This is a genomic window from Amycolatopsis sp. WAC 01416 (assembly GCF_003947485.1).
GTDB lineage: Bacteria > Actinomycetota > Actinomycetes > Mycobacteriales > Pseudonocardiaceae > Amycolatopsis.
Genome location: NZ_QHHX01000002.1, coordinates 766528 through 780884 on the forward strand (window position 1 = coordinate 766528; position 14357 = coordinate 780884).

Annotated in this window: 16 protein-coding genes; 8 read left to right on the forward strand and 8 right to left on the reverse strand. The window is 67.7% G+C overall.

All coding sequences use genetic code 11. The features are described from left to right. Window positions 1–89: 89 nt before the first annotated feature. On the forward strand, window positions 90–374 hold the full coding sequence (locus tag DL990_RS08030; protein WP_233620420.1) for a helix-turn-helix domain-containing protein: 285 nt from the start codon (window positions 90–92) through the stop codon (window positions 372–374). 69 nt (window positions 375–443) lie between these two features. Here the strand turns inward: DL990_RS08030 and DL990_RS08035 are convergent, their stop codons facing one another. Beyond that, complete coding sequence (locus tag DL990_RS08035) at window positions 444–1424, reverse strand: sugar-binding transcriptional regulator (protein WP_125798276.1); 981 nt, start codon at window positions 1422–1424, stop codon at window positions 444–446. 129 nt (window positions 1425–1553) lie between these two features. Between DL990_RS08035 and DL990_RS08040 the strand changes: the two genes are divergently transcribed. The 4 genes from DL990_RS08040 to DL990_RS08055 are packed head-to-tail and all read left to right on the forward strand — an operon-like array spanning window position 1554 to window position 5641. Continuing rightward, entirely contained in the window at window positions 1554–2558 is a 1005-nt protein-coding gene (locus DL990_RS08040) for a zinc-dependent alcohol dehydrogenase family protein (protein ID WP_125788965.1), read from the forward strand. Beyond that, entirely contained in the window at window positions 2551–3891 is a 1341-nt protein-coding gene (locus tag DL990_RS08045) for a sugar ABC transporter substrate-binding protein (RefSeq protein WP_125798277.1), read from the forward strand. The genes DL990_RS08040 and DL990_RS08045 overlap by 8 nt, the downstream gene beginning before the upstream one ends. Then, window positions 3891–4829, forward strand: a complete 939-nt coding sequence (locus DL990_RS08050) for a carbohydrate ABC transporter permease (RefSeq protein ID WP_125798278.1) — start codon at window positions 3891–3893, stop codon at window positions 4827–4829. Before DL990_RS08045 ends, DL990_RS08050 begins: the two co-directional genes overlap by 1 nt. Further along, complete coding sequence (locus tag DL990_RS08055; protein WP_125788968.1) at window positions 4826–5641, forward strand: carbohydrate ABC transporter permease; 816 nt, start codon at window positions 4826–4828, stop codon at window positions 5639–5641. The genes DL990_RS08050 and DL990_RS08055 overlap by 4 nt, the downstream gene beginning before the upstream one ends. A gap of 70 nt (window positions 5642–5711) precedes the next feature. Here the strand turns inward: DL990_RS08055 and DL990_RS08060 are convergent, their stop codons facing one another. Beyond that, window positions 5712–5906, reverse strand: a complete 195-nt coding sequence (locus tag DL990_RS08060; RefSeq protein ID WP_125788969.1) for a ferredoxin — start codon at window positions 5904–5906, stop codon at window positions 5712–5714. A gap of 8 nt (window positions 5907–5914) precedes the next feature. After that, a complete protein-coding gene (locus DL990_RS08065) occupies window positions 5915–7129 on the reverse strand; it encodes a cytochrome P450 (protein WP_125788970.1) in 1215 nt (404 codons plus the stop codon). A 217-nt stretch (window positions 7130–7346) separates the two neighbouring features. Here DL990_RS08065 and DL990_RS08070 point away from each other — a divergent pair, with 217 nt between their 5' ends. Beyond that, window positions 7347–7985: a TetR/AcrR family transcriptional regulator gene (locus DL990_RS08070; RefSeq protein WP_125788971.1), complete on the forward strand. Its 639-nt coding sequence runs from the start codon at window positions 7347–7349 to the stop codon at window positions 7983–7985. Between the two features lie 94 nt (window positions 7986–8079). Here DL990_RS08070 and DL990_RS08075 read toward each other — a convergent pair whose 3' ends face one another. From DL990_RS08075 to DL990_RS08095, 5 genes are read right to left on the reverse strand one after another with little or no spacing between them, the layout of a single operon-like run. Then, window positions 8080–8946 carry an aldehyde dehydrogenase family protein gene (locus DL990_RS08075; protein ID WP_125798279.1) on the reverse strand — a complete coding sequence of 289 codons (867 nt, stop codon included), beginning with the start codon at window positions 8944–8946 and terminating at the stop codon, window positions 8080–8082. Next, the gene (locus DL990_RS08080) at window positions 8939–10372 is read right to left on the reverse strand and encodes an aldehyde dehydrogenase family protein (protein ID WP_125798280.1); all 1434 of its coding nucleotides are present in this window, start codon (window positions 10370–10372) and stop codon (window positions 8939–8941) included. The genes DL990_RS08075 and DL990_RS08080 overlap by 8 nt, the downstream gene beginning before the upstream one ends. Window positions 10373–10375: 3 nt before the next feature. Beyond that, entirely contained in the window at window positions 10376–11350 is a 975-nt protein-coding gene (gene deoC / locus DL990_RS08085) for a deoxyribose-phosphate aldolase (RefSeq protein ID WP_125788974.1), read from the reverse strand. A gap of 19 nt (window positions 11351–11369) precedes the next feature. Further along, window positions 11370–12527, reverse strand: coding sequence for a serine hydrolase (locus DL990_RS08090; RefSeq protein WP_125788975.1), 1158 nt, complete (start codon window positions 12525–12527; stop codon window positions 11370–11372). Between the two features lie 22 nt (window positions 12528–12549). After that, window positions 12550–13158: a DUF1707 domain-containing protein gene (locus DL990_RS08095; RefSeq protein WP_125789088.1), complete on the reverse strand. Its 609-nt coding sequence runs from the start codon at window positions 13156–13158 to the stop codon at window positions 12550–12552. A 105-nt stretch (window positions 13159–13263) separates the two neighbouring features. Between DL990_RS08095 and DL990_RS08100 the strand changes: the two genes are divergently transcribed. Together DL990_RS08100 and upp are read left to right on the forward strand one after the other, a co-directional pair. Continuing rightward, window positions 13264–13707 carry a protein-tyrosine phosphatase family protein gene (locus tag DL990_RS08100; RefSeq protein WP_199746254.1) on the forward strand — a complete coding sequence of 148 codons (444 nt, stop codon included), beginning with the start codon at window positions 13264–13266 and terminating at the stop codon, window positions 13705–13707. Between the two features lie 18 nt (window positions 13708–13725). Further along, window positions 13726–14349 carry a uracil phosphoribosyltransferase gene (upp, locus tag DL990_RS08105; RefSeq protein WP_037332384.1) on the forward strand — a complete coding sequence of 208 codons (624 nt, stop codon included), beginning with the start codon at window positions 13726–13728 and terminating at the stop codon, window positions 14347–14349. Window positions 14350–14357: the final 8 nt, after the last annotated feature.

Here is a 14357-nt window from a genome sequence, read left to right on the forward strand (position 1 = left end):
TGACCGTAGAAAGCCGTGCGGGTACCGATTGGTTACCGGAGGTCCGATGAACGACGTCTTCCTCGCCGATTGCCGTGTGGAACCCGGTCGTGTTGTGGGCCCTGCGCGACGGGCCGCTGCGGCCGGCCGAACTGCGGCGACGGCTCGGCGGGATCAGTACGAAGGTGCTCACGGAGACCGTCCGGCGGCTGGAGTTCAACGGCCTGGTCGGCAGGCGCGACTGCGGCCGGACGGCGAAGGTCGAGTACTCGCTGACGGACCTCGGAGCCACGCTGCTCGCACCCATCGAAGCCTTCGGGGAGTGGGCGTTCAGGCACGGCGACGACGTGATGGCGGCGCAGGACGAGGCGACCCGGTTACGCGATCTCGCGTGATTGCAGACGGATCTCGCGTGATTGAAGGCGTAACTCGCGTGTTTGGAGGCGTAACTCGCGTGGGTGCGGCTAGGTGGGCGGGCGGGCCTCGGCCAGCTTGAGGAGGGGGATGGCCGCGGCGGCGTCGGTGATCAGCGTCGAGACCATGCCGGAGCGCAGGACGGCGTCGATCGCTTCGGCTTTCGGTTCCGTGTAACCCAACGCGATCACTTCGGGGACGGCGAGCAGTTCCTCGGCGCTGATGGCGAGCACGTGGTGGGCCAGTCCGGTGGACATCGGGGTGCCGTCGGCGTCGAACAGCCGCGCCGAGACTTCTGCTTTGGCACCGCGTTTCGCTATGGCGCTGCGCTCGGCTTCGTCGAGAGCGTCGTAGACGGTCGATTCCTCGGGCTTCCACGCGCCGATGCTGACGACGGCCTTGGTCAGGTTTTTGAACTGCCCGAACGTCTCCGCGATCCCGGGCTGCCTGCGCAGCGTCTCGGTGGTGCGGCGGTCGGGGAGGACGAGCGGGCCGAAGATCGGGTACGCCTGCCCGCCGGAGACGGAGGCGACGCGGCTGACCGTCTCCACCGATCGGTCCCGCATGTCCATGCCCGCCTGCACCCCGCACAGTTGCACGACCGGGCACTTCGGCAGCGACTGGATCGCGTCGGTCATCGCGTTCACGGAACGTGCCCAGGAGAGGCCGAGAACGTCGCCGGGAGTGACGATTTCGGCCAGGAGCTGAGCCGTGAGAGTGCCGATCTTCCGTCGGGCCACTTCGCGGGACTCCGGCTCCGGCGCTCGTTCGAGCACTAGGACGCGGTCCAGCCGGTACGCGGAGCGGATCTCTTCGGACAGCACGAGGTCGACCGGCGCGGGCAGGTGGAATTCGACCTTGACGATGCCGCTTTCCCTGGCTGTGTCGAGCATTCGCGCGACCTTGAACCGGCTGATGCCGAACTCGTCGGCGATCTCGAGCTTCGAGGCTCCCTGGTCGTAGAACCGCCGGGCCACCGCGGCCAGGCGTAGCGCCTCCACCAAGCCCAGGACCTGCTTCTTCGCGCTCATATGAGCATCATAACGCGAAATCTGCACGAAAGGTTGACGTAACACCAGGGAAAAGTTCACCATGCCTGGACATGCAGTTCGAAGCATAAGCCCGTCCCGCTCATTTGAGCGGAGAGAAGAGGAGCTGGCATGCGTGCCGCGATCGTGGACAAGCCCGGGGAGATCAGGGTCGGTGAGGTACCCGATCCGAAACCGGGGGATCGCCAGGTCGTCGTCAAGGTGGGTGCCTGCGGGATCTGCGGGACCGACCTCCACATCGCCGACGGGCACTTCCCGCCGACGCCGTATCCGATCGTCCCCGGCCACGAGTTCGCAGGCGAGATCGTCGAACTCGGCGCCGACGTGCCGGGTGGCTGGAAGATCGGCGACCGGGTGGCCGTCGACCCGTCGCTGTTCTGCGGTTACTGCAAGCCCTGCCGGTCCGGCCGCGGCAACCTCTGCGAGAACTGGAACGCGACCGGCGACACCGTGAACGGCGCCTTCGCCGAGTACGTCGCCGTTCCCTCCGCGAACTGCTACCGCATGCCGGACACGATGACCTGGGAACAGGGCGCCCTCGTCGAGCCGGTCTCCTGTGCCGTGCACGGTGTGCGCCGGATCGGCGTCGAGGCGGGGGAGCGGTTCCTCGTCGTCGGCGCGGGCACGATGGGGCTGATCATGCAGCAGTTGCTGCAGCGCGCGGGCGCCCACGTCACGGTGGTCGACCGCAACACCTCACGGCTCGGCCGTGCCATGGACCTCGGCGCGGCCGCGGTCGCCGGTGACGTGAAGGATCTCGACGACGAGAAGTTCGACGCCGCCGCGGATTGCACCGGCGCCGCGCCCGCCATCGAAGCCGCTTTCGACTCGCTTCAACGCGGAGGTCGGTTGCTGGTCTTCGGGGTCGCGCCCGCCGAAGCGCGCGTCGCGCTTTCGCCGTTCCGGATCTACAACGACGAGATCACCGTCGTCGGCTCGATGGCCGTCATGAACAGCTTCGGTGCCGCGCTCGACCTGGTCGCCGACGGCGCCGTCGACACCGCCGCGCTGCTCACCGACACCTTGCCGCTGGAGCAGTACCCCGACGCGCTCGCCCTCATGCGCAGCGGCGCCGGCCTGAAGGTGCAGGTCATACCGGGAGGCGAAAGTGCGTAAAGCAGCCGCTCTGCTCGCGGTTCTCCTGCTCACCCTCACCGGTTGCGCCGGTGCGGGCGCGCTCGGGACCGGCGACCGGACGCTCGTCGTCGCGATCGTCGCGAACCCGCAGATGAAGGACGCCATCGAGCTTTCCGGCGAGTTCGAGAAGGCGAACCCCGGCGTCACCCTCAAATTCGTGTCCCTGCCGGAAAACCAGGCACGCGCGAAGATCACCGCGTCGACGGCCACCGAGGGCGGCGAATTCGACGTCGTCATGATCAGCAACTACGAGGCGCCGCAGTGGGCCGCGAACGGCTGGCTGGAGAACCTCGAACCGCATATCGCGGCGAACCCCTCCTACGACGCGGACGACTTCATCCCGAGCATCAAAGAGTCCTTGTCTCACAACGGATCGCTCTACGCGGTGCCGTTCTACGGCGAGTCGTCCTTCCTGGCCTACCGGAAGGATCTGTTCGAGCAGGCCGGGCTCACCATGCCCCCCAAGCCGACATGGACGCAGATCGCCGAGTTCGCCGCGAAGCTTGACGACAAGGCCAAGGGCGTCGCCGGGATCTGCCTGCGCGGCAAGCCCGGCTGGGGCGAGAGCCTCGCGCCGTTCACCACGGTCGCCAACACCTTCGGCGCGCAGTGGTTCGACAAGGACTGGAACGCCAAGCTGACCAGCCCCGAATTCAAGGCCGCCGCCGACTTCTACGTGAACCTCGTGCGGAACCACGGCGAGGTCGGCGCGTCGAGCGCGGGCTTCTCCGAATGCGGCACGCGGTACACCCAAGGCCAGGCCGCCATGTGGTACGACGCCACGGTCATGGCGGGCACGAACGAGGACCCGTCGGCGAGCAAGGTCGTCGGGAAATCCGGCTACGCCCCGGCTCCGGTGGAAAAGACGCAAGCGAGCGGCTGGCTCTACACCTGGGCGCTGGCGATCCCGAAGGTGGCGAAAGACAAGGATGCCGCCTTCAAGTTCATGTCCTGGATGACCGACAAGGCCTACGTGCAGCGGGTCGCCCAGGAATTCGGCGACTGGAACCGCGTCCCGCCGGGCGTACGCAAGTCGACCTACGACATCCCCCAGTATCGCGAGGCAGCCAAGGCCTACGCGCAGCCGACACTGGACGGCATCGCGGATGCCGACCAGCGGAAGGCGATGGCGAATCCGGTGCCCTACCCCGGGATCCAGTTCGTCGGCATCCCCGAGTTCCAGGACCTCGGTACCCGCGTGAGCCAGCAGCTTTCGGCGGCGATCGCGGGCCAGATCACCGTGGACGAAGCACTCAAGCAGTCGCAGGAGTACGCGCAGACCGTCGGCAAGTCGTATCAGGAGGCGCAGTGATGTCCACGATCTCCGCTCCTGCCCGCCCCGAGCCCGCCCACGCCAAGAAGGCGACGGCTCCGAAGCGTGGCACCGATACGCCGTTCAAACGACGGCTGCCGTTGTTGCCCGCCTTGCTGTTCGTCGTCGCGGTGACGCAGTTGCCGTTCGTGCTGACGGTGTTCTACTCGTTCCAGTCGTGGAACCTGGTGCGGCCGGGCTCGCGGCATTTCGTCGGGCTGCAGAACTACATCGACGTCTTCGCCGATTCGACATTCCTCGGGGCGCTGCTGAACACCGTGGTGCTGACGGTCGTGTGCGTGCTCTTCTCGCTGCTGCTCGGCCTGGGGCTGGCGATCCTGCTGGACCGCAAGTTCCTCGGCCGCGGTGTGGTCCGGACCCTGCTGATCACGCCGTTCCTGATCCTGCCCGCGGCGGGTGCGCTGCTGTGGAAGACGACGATGTTCGACCCGACCTACGGGTTACTGCACTTCGTCTTCGGCACCGACGTCGACTGGCTTTCGGAGTTCCCGCTGGCCGCGGTGATGGCCCAGGTCGTCTGGCAGTGGACGCCGTTCATGATGCTGCTGATCCTGGCCGGGTTGCAGAGCCAGCCGAAGGACGTGCTGGAGGCCGCGTCGGTCGACGGTGCCGGCCGCTGGCGGACGTTCACCGCCATCACGCTGCCGCATCTGAGCCGGTTCCTGCAGCTGGCGACGCTGCTGGGCGCGATCTACATCGTGAACAGCTTCGACGCGATCTTCCTGATGACACAAGGAGGTCCGGGGACGGCCAGCACGAACCTGCCGTTCTACATCTATCAACGGGCGTTCCAAGGCTTCGACATCGGGCAGTCGTCCGCGATGGGCGTCATCGTCGTGATCCTGACGATGATCGTCGCGACCTTCGCGCTGCGGCTGATGTTCCGCACGTTCTCGGTACAGGGAGGCGCGAAATGAAAAGCCGCTTCGGGCCGGGCGCGCTGACGGTCGCGACCTGGGTGATCGCGATCCTGTTCGTGTTCCCGTTGCTGTGGATGATCCTTACGGCCTTCAAACAGGAGGCCGACGCCTACACCGATCCGCCGCGACTGTTCTTCACCCCGACGCTCGACCAGTTCGCCGGCGTACTCGAACGCGGTTTCCTGCCGTACCTGTCGAATTCGGCGTTCGTGACCGTCGTTTCGACGCTTTTCGTGCTGCTGCTGGGGATCCCGGCGGCGTACGCGCTGTCGCTGGCGCCGGTGAAGGGGACGAGCAACGCGCTCGGCTTCTTCCTGTCGACGAAGATGCTGCCGATCGTGGCGGCGATCATCCCGCTGTACGTGATCTCGCAGAACACCCAGCTGCTGGACAACGTGTGGGCGCTGATCATCCTGTACACCTCGATGAACCTGCCGCTGGCCATCTGGATGATGCGGTCGTTCTTCCTGGAGGTGCCGCACGAGATGATCGAGGCGGCCCGGATCGACGGCGCGACGCTGCCGATCCTGCTCCGGAAGGTGATCATGCCGGTGGTCGCGCCCGGGGTGGCCGCGACCGCCCTGATCTGCGTGATCTTCTCGTGGACCGAGTTCTTCTACTCGGTCAACCTCACCGCCGCGCGGGCCGGGACGGTGCCGGTGTTCCTCGTCGGGTTCATCACCAGCGAGGGCCTGTACTGGGCGCAGCTGTCCGCGGCCGCGCTGCTCGCGTCACTGCCGGTGATGATCGTCGGCTGGATCGCACAGAATCACCTGGTGCGGGGGCTGTCGATGGGCGCGGTCAAGTAGGGCTTCGGGCCAGGTGGTCGTGAGTGGCGTTTCGGGTTAGAACCCGAAACGCCACTCACGACCCCCACCCCTACGCGAGTGACAATGCCTGCCCAGGACAGATGTGCACGGCCGTCCGCGCGTTCTCCTCTGCCTCATCGCCTTCGGGCTCGGCGTTCAGCACGATGACCGTCCCGTCGTCTTCGCTCTGGTCGAACAGATCGGGGTCGGTGAGCACGCACTGGCCCGCGCCCACACACTTCCCGGTGTCCGCGATGATCTTCATGGCTCCTCCTACCAGGTGACCGGAAGGGCGTGGAGGCCGTAGATCGTCGAATCGTGCTTGAACTGCAGTTCGTCGACCGGAACGGCGATCCGGATGCCCGGCACTCGCCGGAACAACGTATCGAACACGATCTGGAGTTCCAACCTCGCCAAGTTCTGGCCAAGACACTGGTGCACACCGAATCCGAAGGCGACGTGATGCCGCGCGCCGCGTTCGATGTCGAAGGTGTCCGGATTCTCGAAGCCGTCCGGATCGTGGTTGCCCGCGTTGCTCAGGCCGACGACGCCCTCACCCGCGCGGATGAGCGTTCCGCCGATCTCGACGTCCGCCGTGGCGAAGCGTGACGTCGCCGTCTCCGCGATCGTGAAGACCCGCAAGAGTTCCTCGATCGCGGCGAGGGTCTTGCCAGGGTCCGCCTTGATCTTCGCCAGCTGATCGGGATTCTCCAGCAGGGTCACCGTGCCCAGCGAGATCATGTTCGCCGTCGTCTCGTGACCGGCGATGAGCAGCAGGAACGCCAGCCCGACGAGTTCGCCGTGATCGGCGTCGCCCGATTCCCGCTGCTTCAGGATCTGGCGGCCGAGGAGGTCTTCCTCGGTGGCGTTCGCTTCCTTTTTGGTGACGAGTTCGTCGAGATAGTTCTCGAGCTGCTCGAACGCGGTCATCCGTTCTTCGGCGGTGACTTCCCGGCTGAGCATCTTGGAACTGCACGACTGGAAGAACTCGTGGTCCGAATAGGGGACGCCGAGCAGTTCGCAGATCACCAGTGACGGGACCGGCAGGGAAAACGCCTGGACGAGATCGGCGGGTTTGGGGCCCGCGAGCAGGGCGTCGATGTGCTGGTCGACGATCTGCTGGATTCGAGGCTGGAGCGCCTTCATACGCTTGACGGTGAATTCCCCGACCACGTCACGCCGGGCTTGGCTGTGCTCCGGCGGGTCCATCGCGATGAGGGACGGGCGGAACGGCTTGTCCTCGCGGCGGATCTGCCGCTCGACCATCAGTGGGAACGACTCGCTCTGCCGGTCGGAGCTGAAATGCGGGCTGCTCAGCATTTCGCGGATGTCTTCGAGCCGGGTGAGTGCCCAAGCCGTTTGGCCGGACGGCAGACCGACCCGGGAAATCGGACTTTCCGCGCGAAGCGTCTCGTATTCGGGCGGCGGCGAAAACGGGCATTTCCGGGCCAGTGGCAGGGTCGCGGTGGTTTCCTCGACGTCAGTCATTCGGGTTGTCCTTCCCCAGGTGTCGGGTGGGCTCGGGCGATTTCGGACAGGGGACCCCAAAACGTATGCGGATGGTTTTATTCCGCTTATGACACCAAGGTACTCAAGTGGAGACAGGTCGTCCACTCGCGAAGGAGTGGTTTCCCGGGAGGCGTGAAGGGAACGCCCTTACGTGCGAGAATCACGGCCCTGAAGGACCCTTCGAGAGGCGAGGATCATGACTGCCGACCCCGAGACCCGCTTGCGCGCCGACGCGCGCCGGAACCGGGATCAGATCCTGGCCGCCGCGAGAGCCATCTTCGCCGCACAGGGCGCCGAGGTCCCGATGGAGGAGATCGCGCGCTCGGCGGGCGTCGGCGTCGGCACCCTCTACCGGCGATTCCCGGACCGGGACGCGTTGATCCGGGCGGTCGCCGTCGACAACTTCGACCGGGTCCTGAGGGACGCGAAAGCCGCGAGGGACCAGGAAGCCTCCGATTGGGACGCCCTGATCCGGCTCCTGCACCAGTCGATGGAGCTTCAGCTGAGCATCCAGCTCGCGATGGTGTCGCCACGGGCGCTGGTGATCCTGAAGAGTGACCCCGCGATCAAGGCCCTGCGTGACGAACTGGTCCTGGTGATGGACGCTTTCGTCCGGGGCGCGCAGGCGGAGGGGAGGCTCCGGGCGGACGTCGCCACCGGTGACGTCGCGATCCTGTTCGCGACGTTGCTGCGGCAGATGCCGGGCAAGGGCGAAGAGGTCGCGCGGTTGGCGACCCGGCGCTGCATCGGGATCATGATCGACGGCTTGCGGGCCGTCGGCGAGAACGAGCCGCTGCCGGGACGGCCGCTGACCGGCGCCGACCTGGACACGTGAGCCCCCTGCGCATCTAGATGACTAATTGCGGAGGAACGTGAAGGCCCCCTTCCCTCGGCTCAGCCGAGGGAAGGGGGCCTTCACGCGCTTCAAGCTAGACGCCCAGCGGGTGCCAGACGGTCTTCGCTTCCAGGTACCGCCGCAGCCGCGCGATGTCGGCGTCGGCGGTCCAGTCCGGCTCGACGTCCGGGACGGTCAGGACACGCTTCACGGTGCCCGCGGCCTCGCGTGCCAGGTCCGCCCGCGCGGACGGCTCCGCGCCCGTCGGGTCGAGGGCGTTGACGTCCCCGTGCGAGGCCAGCCACGAACCCAGCTCCGACGCGCGGCCGGTCAGGATGTTCGCGACCCCGCCGGGCAGGTCGGACGTCGCCAGCACCTCCGAAAGCGTGATCGCGGGCAGCGGCCGGTCCGCACTGGAGACCACCACGGCCGTCGAACCCGTCGCCAGCACCGGCGCGAGCACGCTCACCAGGCCGAGCAACGACGACCGCTGCGGTGCCAGCACACCGACCACCCCGGTCGGTTCCGGGACGGTGAAGGAGAAGTACGGACCGGCGACCGGGTTCGCCCCGCCGAGCACGGTCGCGATCTTGTCCGTCCAGCCCGCGTACCAGACCCAGCGGTCGATCGAAGCGTCCACAAGGGACTGTGCCTTCTTGGCCGCGACGCCTTCGGACGCGGCGACCTCCGCGACGAACTGCTCGCGGCGGCCTTCCAGCATCTCCGCGACCCGGTACAGCACCTGGCCACGGTTGTACGCGGTCGCCGCCGACCAGCCGCCGAAAGCCTTGCGGGCGGCGGAAACCGCGTCGCGGACGTCCTTGCGGGAAGCGTGCGAGGCGTTCGCCAGGAACTTGCCCTTGGTGTCGGTGACCGGATACACGCGGCCGGATTCCGAGCGGGGGAACTTGCCGCCGATGTAGAGCTTGTAGGTCTTCGCCACCGAAATACGGTCAGACATCGAGGTAGGCCTCCAGTCCGGTGCGTCCGCCTTCGCGGCCGAAACCCGACTCCTGGTAGCCGCCGAACGGCGCGGCGGGATCGAAGCGGTTGAACGTGTTGGCCCAGACGACGCCGGCCCGGAGCTGGTTCGCCATCCAGAGAATGCGCGAACCCTTCTCGGTCCAGATTCCGGCGGAGAGCCCGTACGGCGTGTTGTTCGCCTTGATGACGGCCTCGTCCGGCGTGCGGAAGGTCAGCACCGAAAGCACCGGCCCGAAGATCTCCTCGCGGGCGATGCGCATCGACTGCTGCACGTCGGAGAACACGGTGGGAGCGAAGAAGAAACCGCGTTCCGGCACCGGGCACGGGCTGGTCCAGCGCTGCGCGCCCTCGGTGTCGCCGGACTCCACGAGGCCCTTGATCTTCGCGAGCTGCTCGGCGGAGTTGATCGCCCCGATGTCGGTGTTCTTGTCCAGCGGGTCGCCCAGCCGCAGCGTCGAGACGCGGTAGCGGAGCTTTTCGAGCACCTCTTCCGCGATGGACTCCTGCACCAGCAGACGCGAGCCCGCGCAGCAGACGTGGCCCTGGTTGAAGAAGATCCCGTTGACGATCCCCTCGACGGCCTGGTCCAGCGGAGCGTCATCGAAGACGACGTTCGCCGCCTTGCCGCCCAACTCCAGCGTCAGCTTCTTCGCGGTGCCCGCGATCTGGCGCTGGATGGCCTTGCCGACCTCGGTCGATCCGGTGAAGGCGACCTTGTTCACGTCGCCGTGGCCCACCAGCGCGGCGCCGATGTCCCCGGCGCCGGGCAGGATGTTCACCACACCGGGCGGGAGTTCGGCCTGCTGGCAGATCTCCGCGAACACCAGCGCGGTCAGCGGCGTGGTCTCCGCCGGCTTGAGCACCACGGTGTTGCCGGTGGCCAGCGCGGGCGCGATCTTCCACGCCAGCATCAGCAAGGGGAAGTTCCACGGGATGACCTGGCCCGCGACGCCGAGCGGCTTCGGGTTCGGGCCGTAGCCCGCGTAGTCGAGCTTGTCGGCCCAGCCCGCGTGGTAGAAGAAGTGCGCGGCGGCCGTCGGCACGTCGGAATCCCGCGATTCCTTGATCGGCTTGCCGTTGTCGAGGCTTTCCAGTACGGCCAGCTCCCGCGACCGTTCCTGGATCAGGCGCGCGATGCGGAACAGGTACTTGGCGCGTTCGGAGCCCGGCATCTTGGACCAGACGCCTGTGTACGCCTTGCGCGCGGCCTTCACCGCGGTGTCCACATCGGACACCGACGCGGTGCCGACCTCGGCGAGCACCTCTTCGGTGGCCGGGTTGATCGTCTTGAGCGGCTCACCCGAGCCGTCGACGAATTCGCCGTTCACGAACGGCCGGTAATGCGGTTTGAGGTTCGCGAGGTCGCGCGATTCGGGCGCGGGCGCGTACTCGAAGATGCCCATGGATCAGTCCACCGTCACGTAGTCGGGACCGCTGTAGTGGCCGTCGGCCTGGGTGCGGCGCTGCAGCAGGAGGTCGTTGAGCAGGCTGGACGCCCCGAACCGGAACAGATCCGGGGTCAGCCACTGCTCGCCGGCGACCTCGTGCACCGCGACCAGGTACTTGATCGCGTCCTTGGTCGTCCGGATGCCACCGGCGGGTTTGACGCCGCGCAGTTCACCGGTCTGGACGAACCAGTCGCGGACGGCCTGCAGCATCACGTGGGTGACCGGCAGGGTCGCGGCGGGCGACACCTTGCCGGTGGAGGTCTTGATGAAGTCGCCGCCCGCCAGCAGCGCGAGCCAGGACGCGCGGCGGACGTTGTCGTAGGTGGCCAGCTCACCGGTTTCGAGGATGACCTTCAGGTGAGCGCCGCCACAGGCGGCCTTGATGGCCTGGATCTCCTCGAAGACCTCCAGATAGCGGCCTTCCAGGAAGGCGCCGCGATCGATCACCATGTCGATCTCGGCGGCTCCGGCGTCGACGGCGATCTTGGTGTCGGCCAGCTTGATCTCACGGCTCGTGCGGCCGGCCGGGAAGCCGGTGGCGACACTCGCGACGTGGATGCCGGTGCCGCGAAGCGCCTCGACAGCCGTCTCGACCATGTCCGGGTACACGCACACGGCCGCGACCCGCGGGGTGTCCGGGCGTTCCGGATCCGGCCGCATGGCCTTCGCGGCGAGCGCGCGGACCTTGCCCCGGGTGTCGGCGCCTTCGAGGGTCGTCAGGTCGACCATCGAAATGGCGGTGTCGATCGCCCAGAGCTTGGCGGCCTTCTTGATGCTGCGCGTGCCGAGGCCCGCCGCCCGCTGCTCGACGCCGACCTGGTCGACACCAGGCAGCCCGTGCAGGAACCGGCGCAGGCTCGCCTCGTCGCGAGTCGCGTCCGCCAGCGGCGACGGGGTGGCCGTCGCCGCTGACGAGCTGGTCGTAGCTGTCATACGGGTGAGTGTAGGCGGCCTACAAGCTGGGCACCGGGGCCTGGGCGGCGGCCTTGGCCGGGATCACCGGCGCGCAGAACTCGCTGACCATCGGCAGCTGACGCTTGAGCGCGGCCTCAGGCGACGCGGTGAGGTCGACGGTGGCCAGCGTGGAGATGTTCTTGCCGGACTCGTCACGGAAGCTGAGGGTGGCGAAGCCGGGCAGGTCGCCGCCGTGACCCCAGACGGTGACGTCTTCGGCGCAGATACCCGCGCTCTTGAGGTTGACCTTCATCAGGCCGAGGCCGTACTCCATGCCGCCGGCGGGAACCGTCTTCTTCATCTGCGCGAGCAGGTCCGCGGGCAGCAGACGGCCGCCGAGCAGGGCCTCGAAGAAGCGGTTGAGGTCCTTGCCCGAAGACACCATGCCGCCCGCGCCGTAGTAGCGCGAGTAGTTGTAGGTGGTGACGTCGGTGAGGCCGCGCGGCGCGTCGTACAGCTGCTCGTAGCCGCGGGCGGCCGCGCCGATCAGGAACGGGAAGTCGCGGGGCAGCGACGTGTCGCGCAGGTGCAGCGGCCCGGTGACGCGCTCGGCGAGCGCGCGTTCCAGCGGCTTCCGCGTGGTCTTCTCGACCAGCAGGGCGAGGACGTTGTAGCCGGTGTTGGAGTACGCCCAGCTCGTCCCGGGCTTGAACTGCAATGGCTGCTTCGTCACGCTCAGGCGGATCTGGTCGTCGCTGTCGAAGTGCTCGAAGCGTTCGGTGTCGATCTCCGGCCCCGTCGCCCAGGAATCCTCGGGAGCCAGATCGCGCGGGAGGCCGCTGGTGTGCTGCAGCAACTGGCGGACGGTGATCGGCTCCGGATACGGCAGCAGCCCTGGCAGGTAGCGCTCCACGGGCTCGTCCAGCCCGACGCGCTTTTCGGCCACTAGTTGCAGGACCAGTGTCGCGACGAACACCTTCGACACACTCGCGATCCGCCAACGGCCCGACGCGTCGGGCTTGCCCGGCCGGTCGATGTTCGCGACACCGCTGACACCGCGGAATCCGTCGGACACGGCGACCATGCCGGGGATGCCCGCGGCGACCGCCGCGTCCATCGCGGCTTGACGCGGATCGGTCTTCTCAGCGGCCACCGCCGGGAAGGCGGTGACGGAAAGCAGTGCGGCACAAGCGATCGCGACGAAACTTCGGCGCATGTGACGAACCCCCCAGTTCAGGTCAGGCGTCCAGTTCGGGTACGTCCTTTTTACGCGGTTTCCGCTTCACGACGACGCCACCCCAGAACGCCAGGCCGGTGATCTTCACCGTCGGCGCGGTCGGCGGCGCCGGGGGAGTCCCGGCGCGGTCCTCCAGTTCGAAGGCACCCATGAAGCCGATTCCGGTGACGTCCACGTTGATGTCGTCGGGCACGATGATGTCGATCCCGCCCATGATCGCGACCGCGGTGATCGTCGAATGCTTCTCGGCGAACCGCGCGTACCGCAGATCGAGTTCGGCGCCGCCCCAGAACGCGAAACTGTTGTGCTGCGGCGGGACGACCCAGCTGCCCTTGCGTGACGCGCCGGACATGACGGCGATCGACGCGCCGGAGCCCGGATGCCCGCCGATGCGATCGTCGGGCAGGCCGAGCGCGCGCGACGCCGACGGCTGGATCGCCGAACGGGACTGCGGCAGATCCGCGGTGACCGGCTTGAGGTCGCCGACGGTCTTGGCCGCGTACACGATGGTGAGCCGTTCTTCCAGCTCGTTGATGGTGATGCGCCCTTCGGACATCGCCGCGTGCAGCACCTGCGCGACCTGCTCACGGTCGGCGTCGGAGATGCGCATTTGTTCGGGGCCCGGCAGGGCCGGCTCTTCACTCACCTGGAGGAGCCTAGCGCCGACGGAAGGGGCAAGCGTCCATCTTATGGTCGACAGTGGCATCCTCCGTTGATGGGGAACTCGCTACCCGGCGCCGTGGAGCTGCCGGACGGGGTCGAAGTACGCGGACGGGGCCTGGGCCGCCCCTGGCCAGAGGGGCCTTCGCCGGATTTCGGCCTGTATTTGGGCGGCGCGAAGCTGCGCCGGAAGCACGATCACAAAATGGACTGGGAGCGGGCGTGGATCCGCTGGCCCGACTTCCTGCTGCCGACGGACTGGGCGGACGCGCGGCGCCGGATCGTCGATCTGCACACCCGGGCGGCGGCGGGCGAAGCCGTAGAGGTCGCCTGTTACGGCGGAGTGGGGCGGACCGGCACGGTGTTGTCCTGTCTCGCCACCCTTTCCGGGCTGAGCGCCGAAGAGGCGGTGGCGTGGGCGCGGGCCAACCACGACAAGCGTTCGGTGGAGACGCCGTGGCAGCGCCGCTGGGTCGGCTGGTTCGCGCGGCAGGCCTGACGGGCTAAATTGACCGGCATGGATGTGCACGTCGTTGATCACCCGCTGGCCAAGGCCAGGCTCTCCACCATGCGCGACGCGCGCACCGACAGCGCCGCCTTCCGCGCGGCGCTGCACGAACTGACCGTCATGCTGGTCTACGAAGCCACGCGCGACATGCCCGTGCGGATCGAGCGGATCCACACGCCGGTGGCGCGCACCGACGGCTACGCGCTGGCGAGCCCGCCGCTGCTGGTGCCGGTCTTGCGTGCCGGGCTCGGGATGGCGGATCAGGCGCACAAGCTGATCCCGGACGCCCAAATGGGTTTCGTCGGCCTCGCCCGCGACGAAGAGACGCTCAAGCCGACGCCGTACCTCGAGTCGCTGCCCGAATCGCTCGCCGACCGGCCGGTGATGGTGCTCGACCCGATGCTCGCGACCGGCGGCTCGATGGAATACACGATCCGGCTGCTCACCGACCGGGGCGCCACCGACGTCACCGCGATCTGCGCGCTCGCCGCGCCCGAGGGCATCGAGCACCTGGAGAAGACGGGGCTGCCGCTGCGGGTGGTGACCGCGAGCATCGACGAGCGGCTGAACGATTCCGGCTTCATCGTGCCGGGCCTCGGGGACGCGGGCGACCGGCAGTACGGGGCCGTCTGACGCCGCCG

Bases quoted from the DNA above. Each gene is read 5' to 3' on its own strand.
- DL990_RS08035 (WP_125798276.1), bottom strand. From the start codon at position 1,424: ATGAGCGCGAAGAAGCAGGTCCTGGGCTTGGTGGAGGCGCTACGCCTG.
- DL990_RS08075 (WP_125798279.1), bottom strand. From the start codon at position 8,946: ATGTCTGACCGTATTTCGGTGGCGAAGACCTACAAGCTCTACATCGGC.
- DL990_RS08090 (WP_125788975.1), bottom strand. From the start codon at position 12,527: ATGCGCCGAAGTTTCGTCGCGATCGCTTGTGCCGCACTGCTTTCCGTC.
- deoC (WP_125788974.1), bottom strand. From the start codon at position 11,350: ATGACAGCTACGACCAGCTCGTCAGCGGCGACGGCCACCCCGTCGCCG.
- DL990_RS08100 (WP_199746254.1), top strand. From the start codon at position 13,264: ATGGGGAACTCGCTACCCGGCGCCGTGGAGCTGCCGGACGGGGTCGAA.
- DL990_RS08060 (WP_125788969.1), bottom strand. From the start codon at position 5,906: ATGAAGATCATCGCGGACACCGGGAAGTGTGTGGGCGCGGGCCAGTGC.
- DL990_RS08080 (WP_125798280.1), bottom strand. From the start codon at position 10,372: ATGGGCATCTTCGAGTACGCGCCCGCGCCCGAATCGCGCGACCTCGCG.
- DL990_RS08050 (WP_125798278.1), top strand. From the start codon at position 3,891: ATGTCCACGATCTCCGCTCCTGCCCGCCCCGAGCCCGCCCACGCCAAG.
- DL990_RS08040 (WP_125788965.1), top strand. From the start codon at position 1,554: ATGCGTGCCGCGATCGTGGACAAGCCCGGGGAGATCAGGGTCGGTGAG.
- DL990_RS08070 (WP_125788971.1), top strand. From the start codon at position 7,347: ATGACTGCCGACCCCGAGACCCGCTTGCGCGCCGACGCGCGCCGGAAC.
- DL990_RS08065 (WP_125788970.1), bottom strand. From the start codon at position 7,129: ATGACTGACGTCGAGGAAACCACCGCGACCCTGCCACTGGCCCGGAAA.
- DL990_RS08095 (WP_125789088.1), bottom strand. From the start codon at position 13,158: ATGCGCATCTCCGACGCCGACCGTGAGCAGGTCGCGCAGGTGCTGCAC.
- upp (WP_037332384.1), top strand. From the start codon at position 13,726: ATGGATGTGCACGTCGTTGATCACCCGCTGGCCAAGGCCAGGCTCTCC.
- DL990_RS08055 (WP_125788968.1), top strand. From the start codon at position 4,826: ATGAAAAGCCGCTTCGGGCCGGGCGCGCTGACGGTCGCGACCTGGGTG.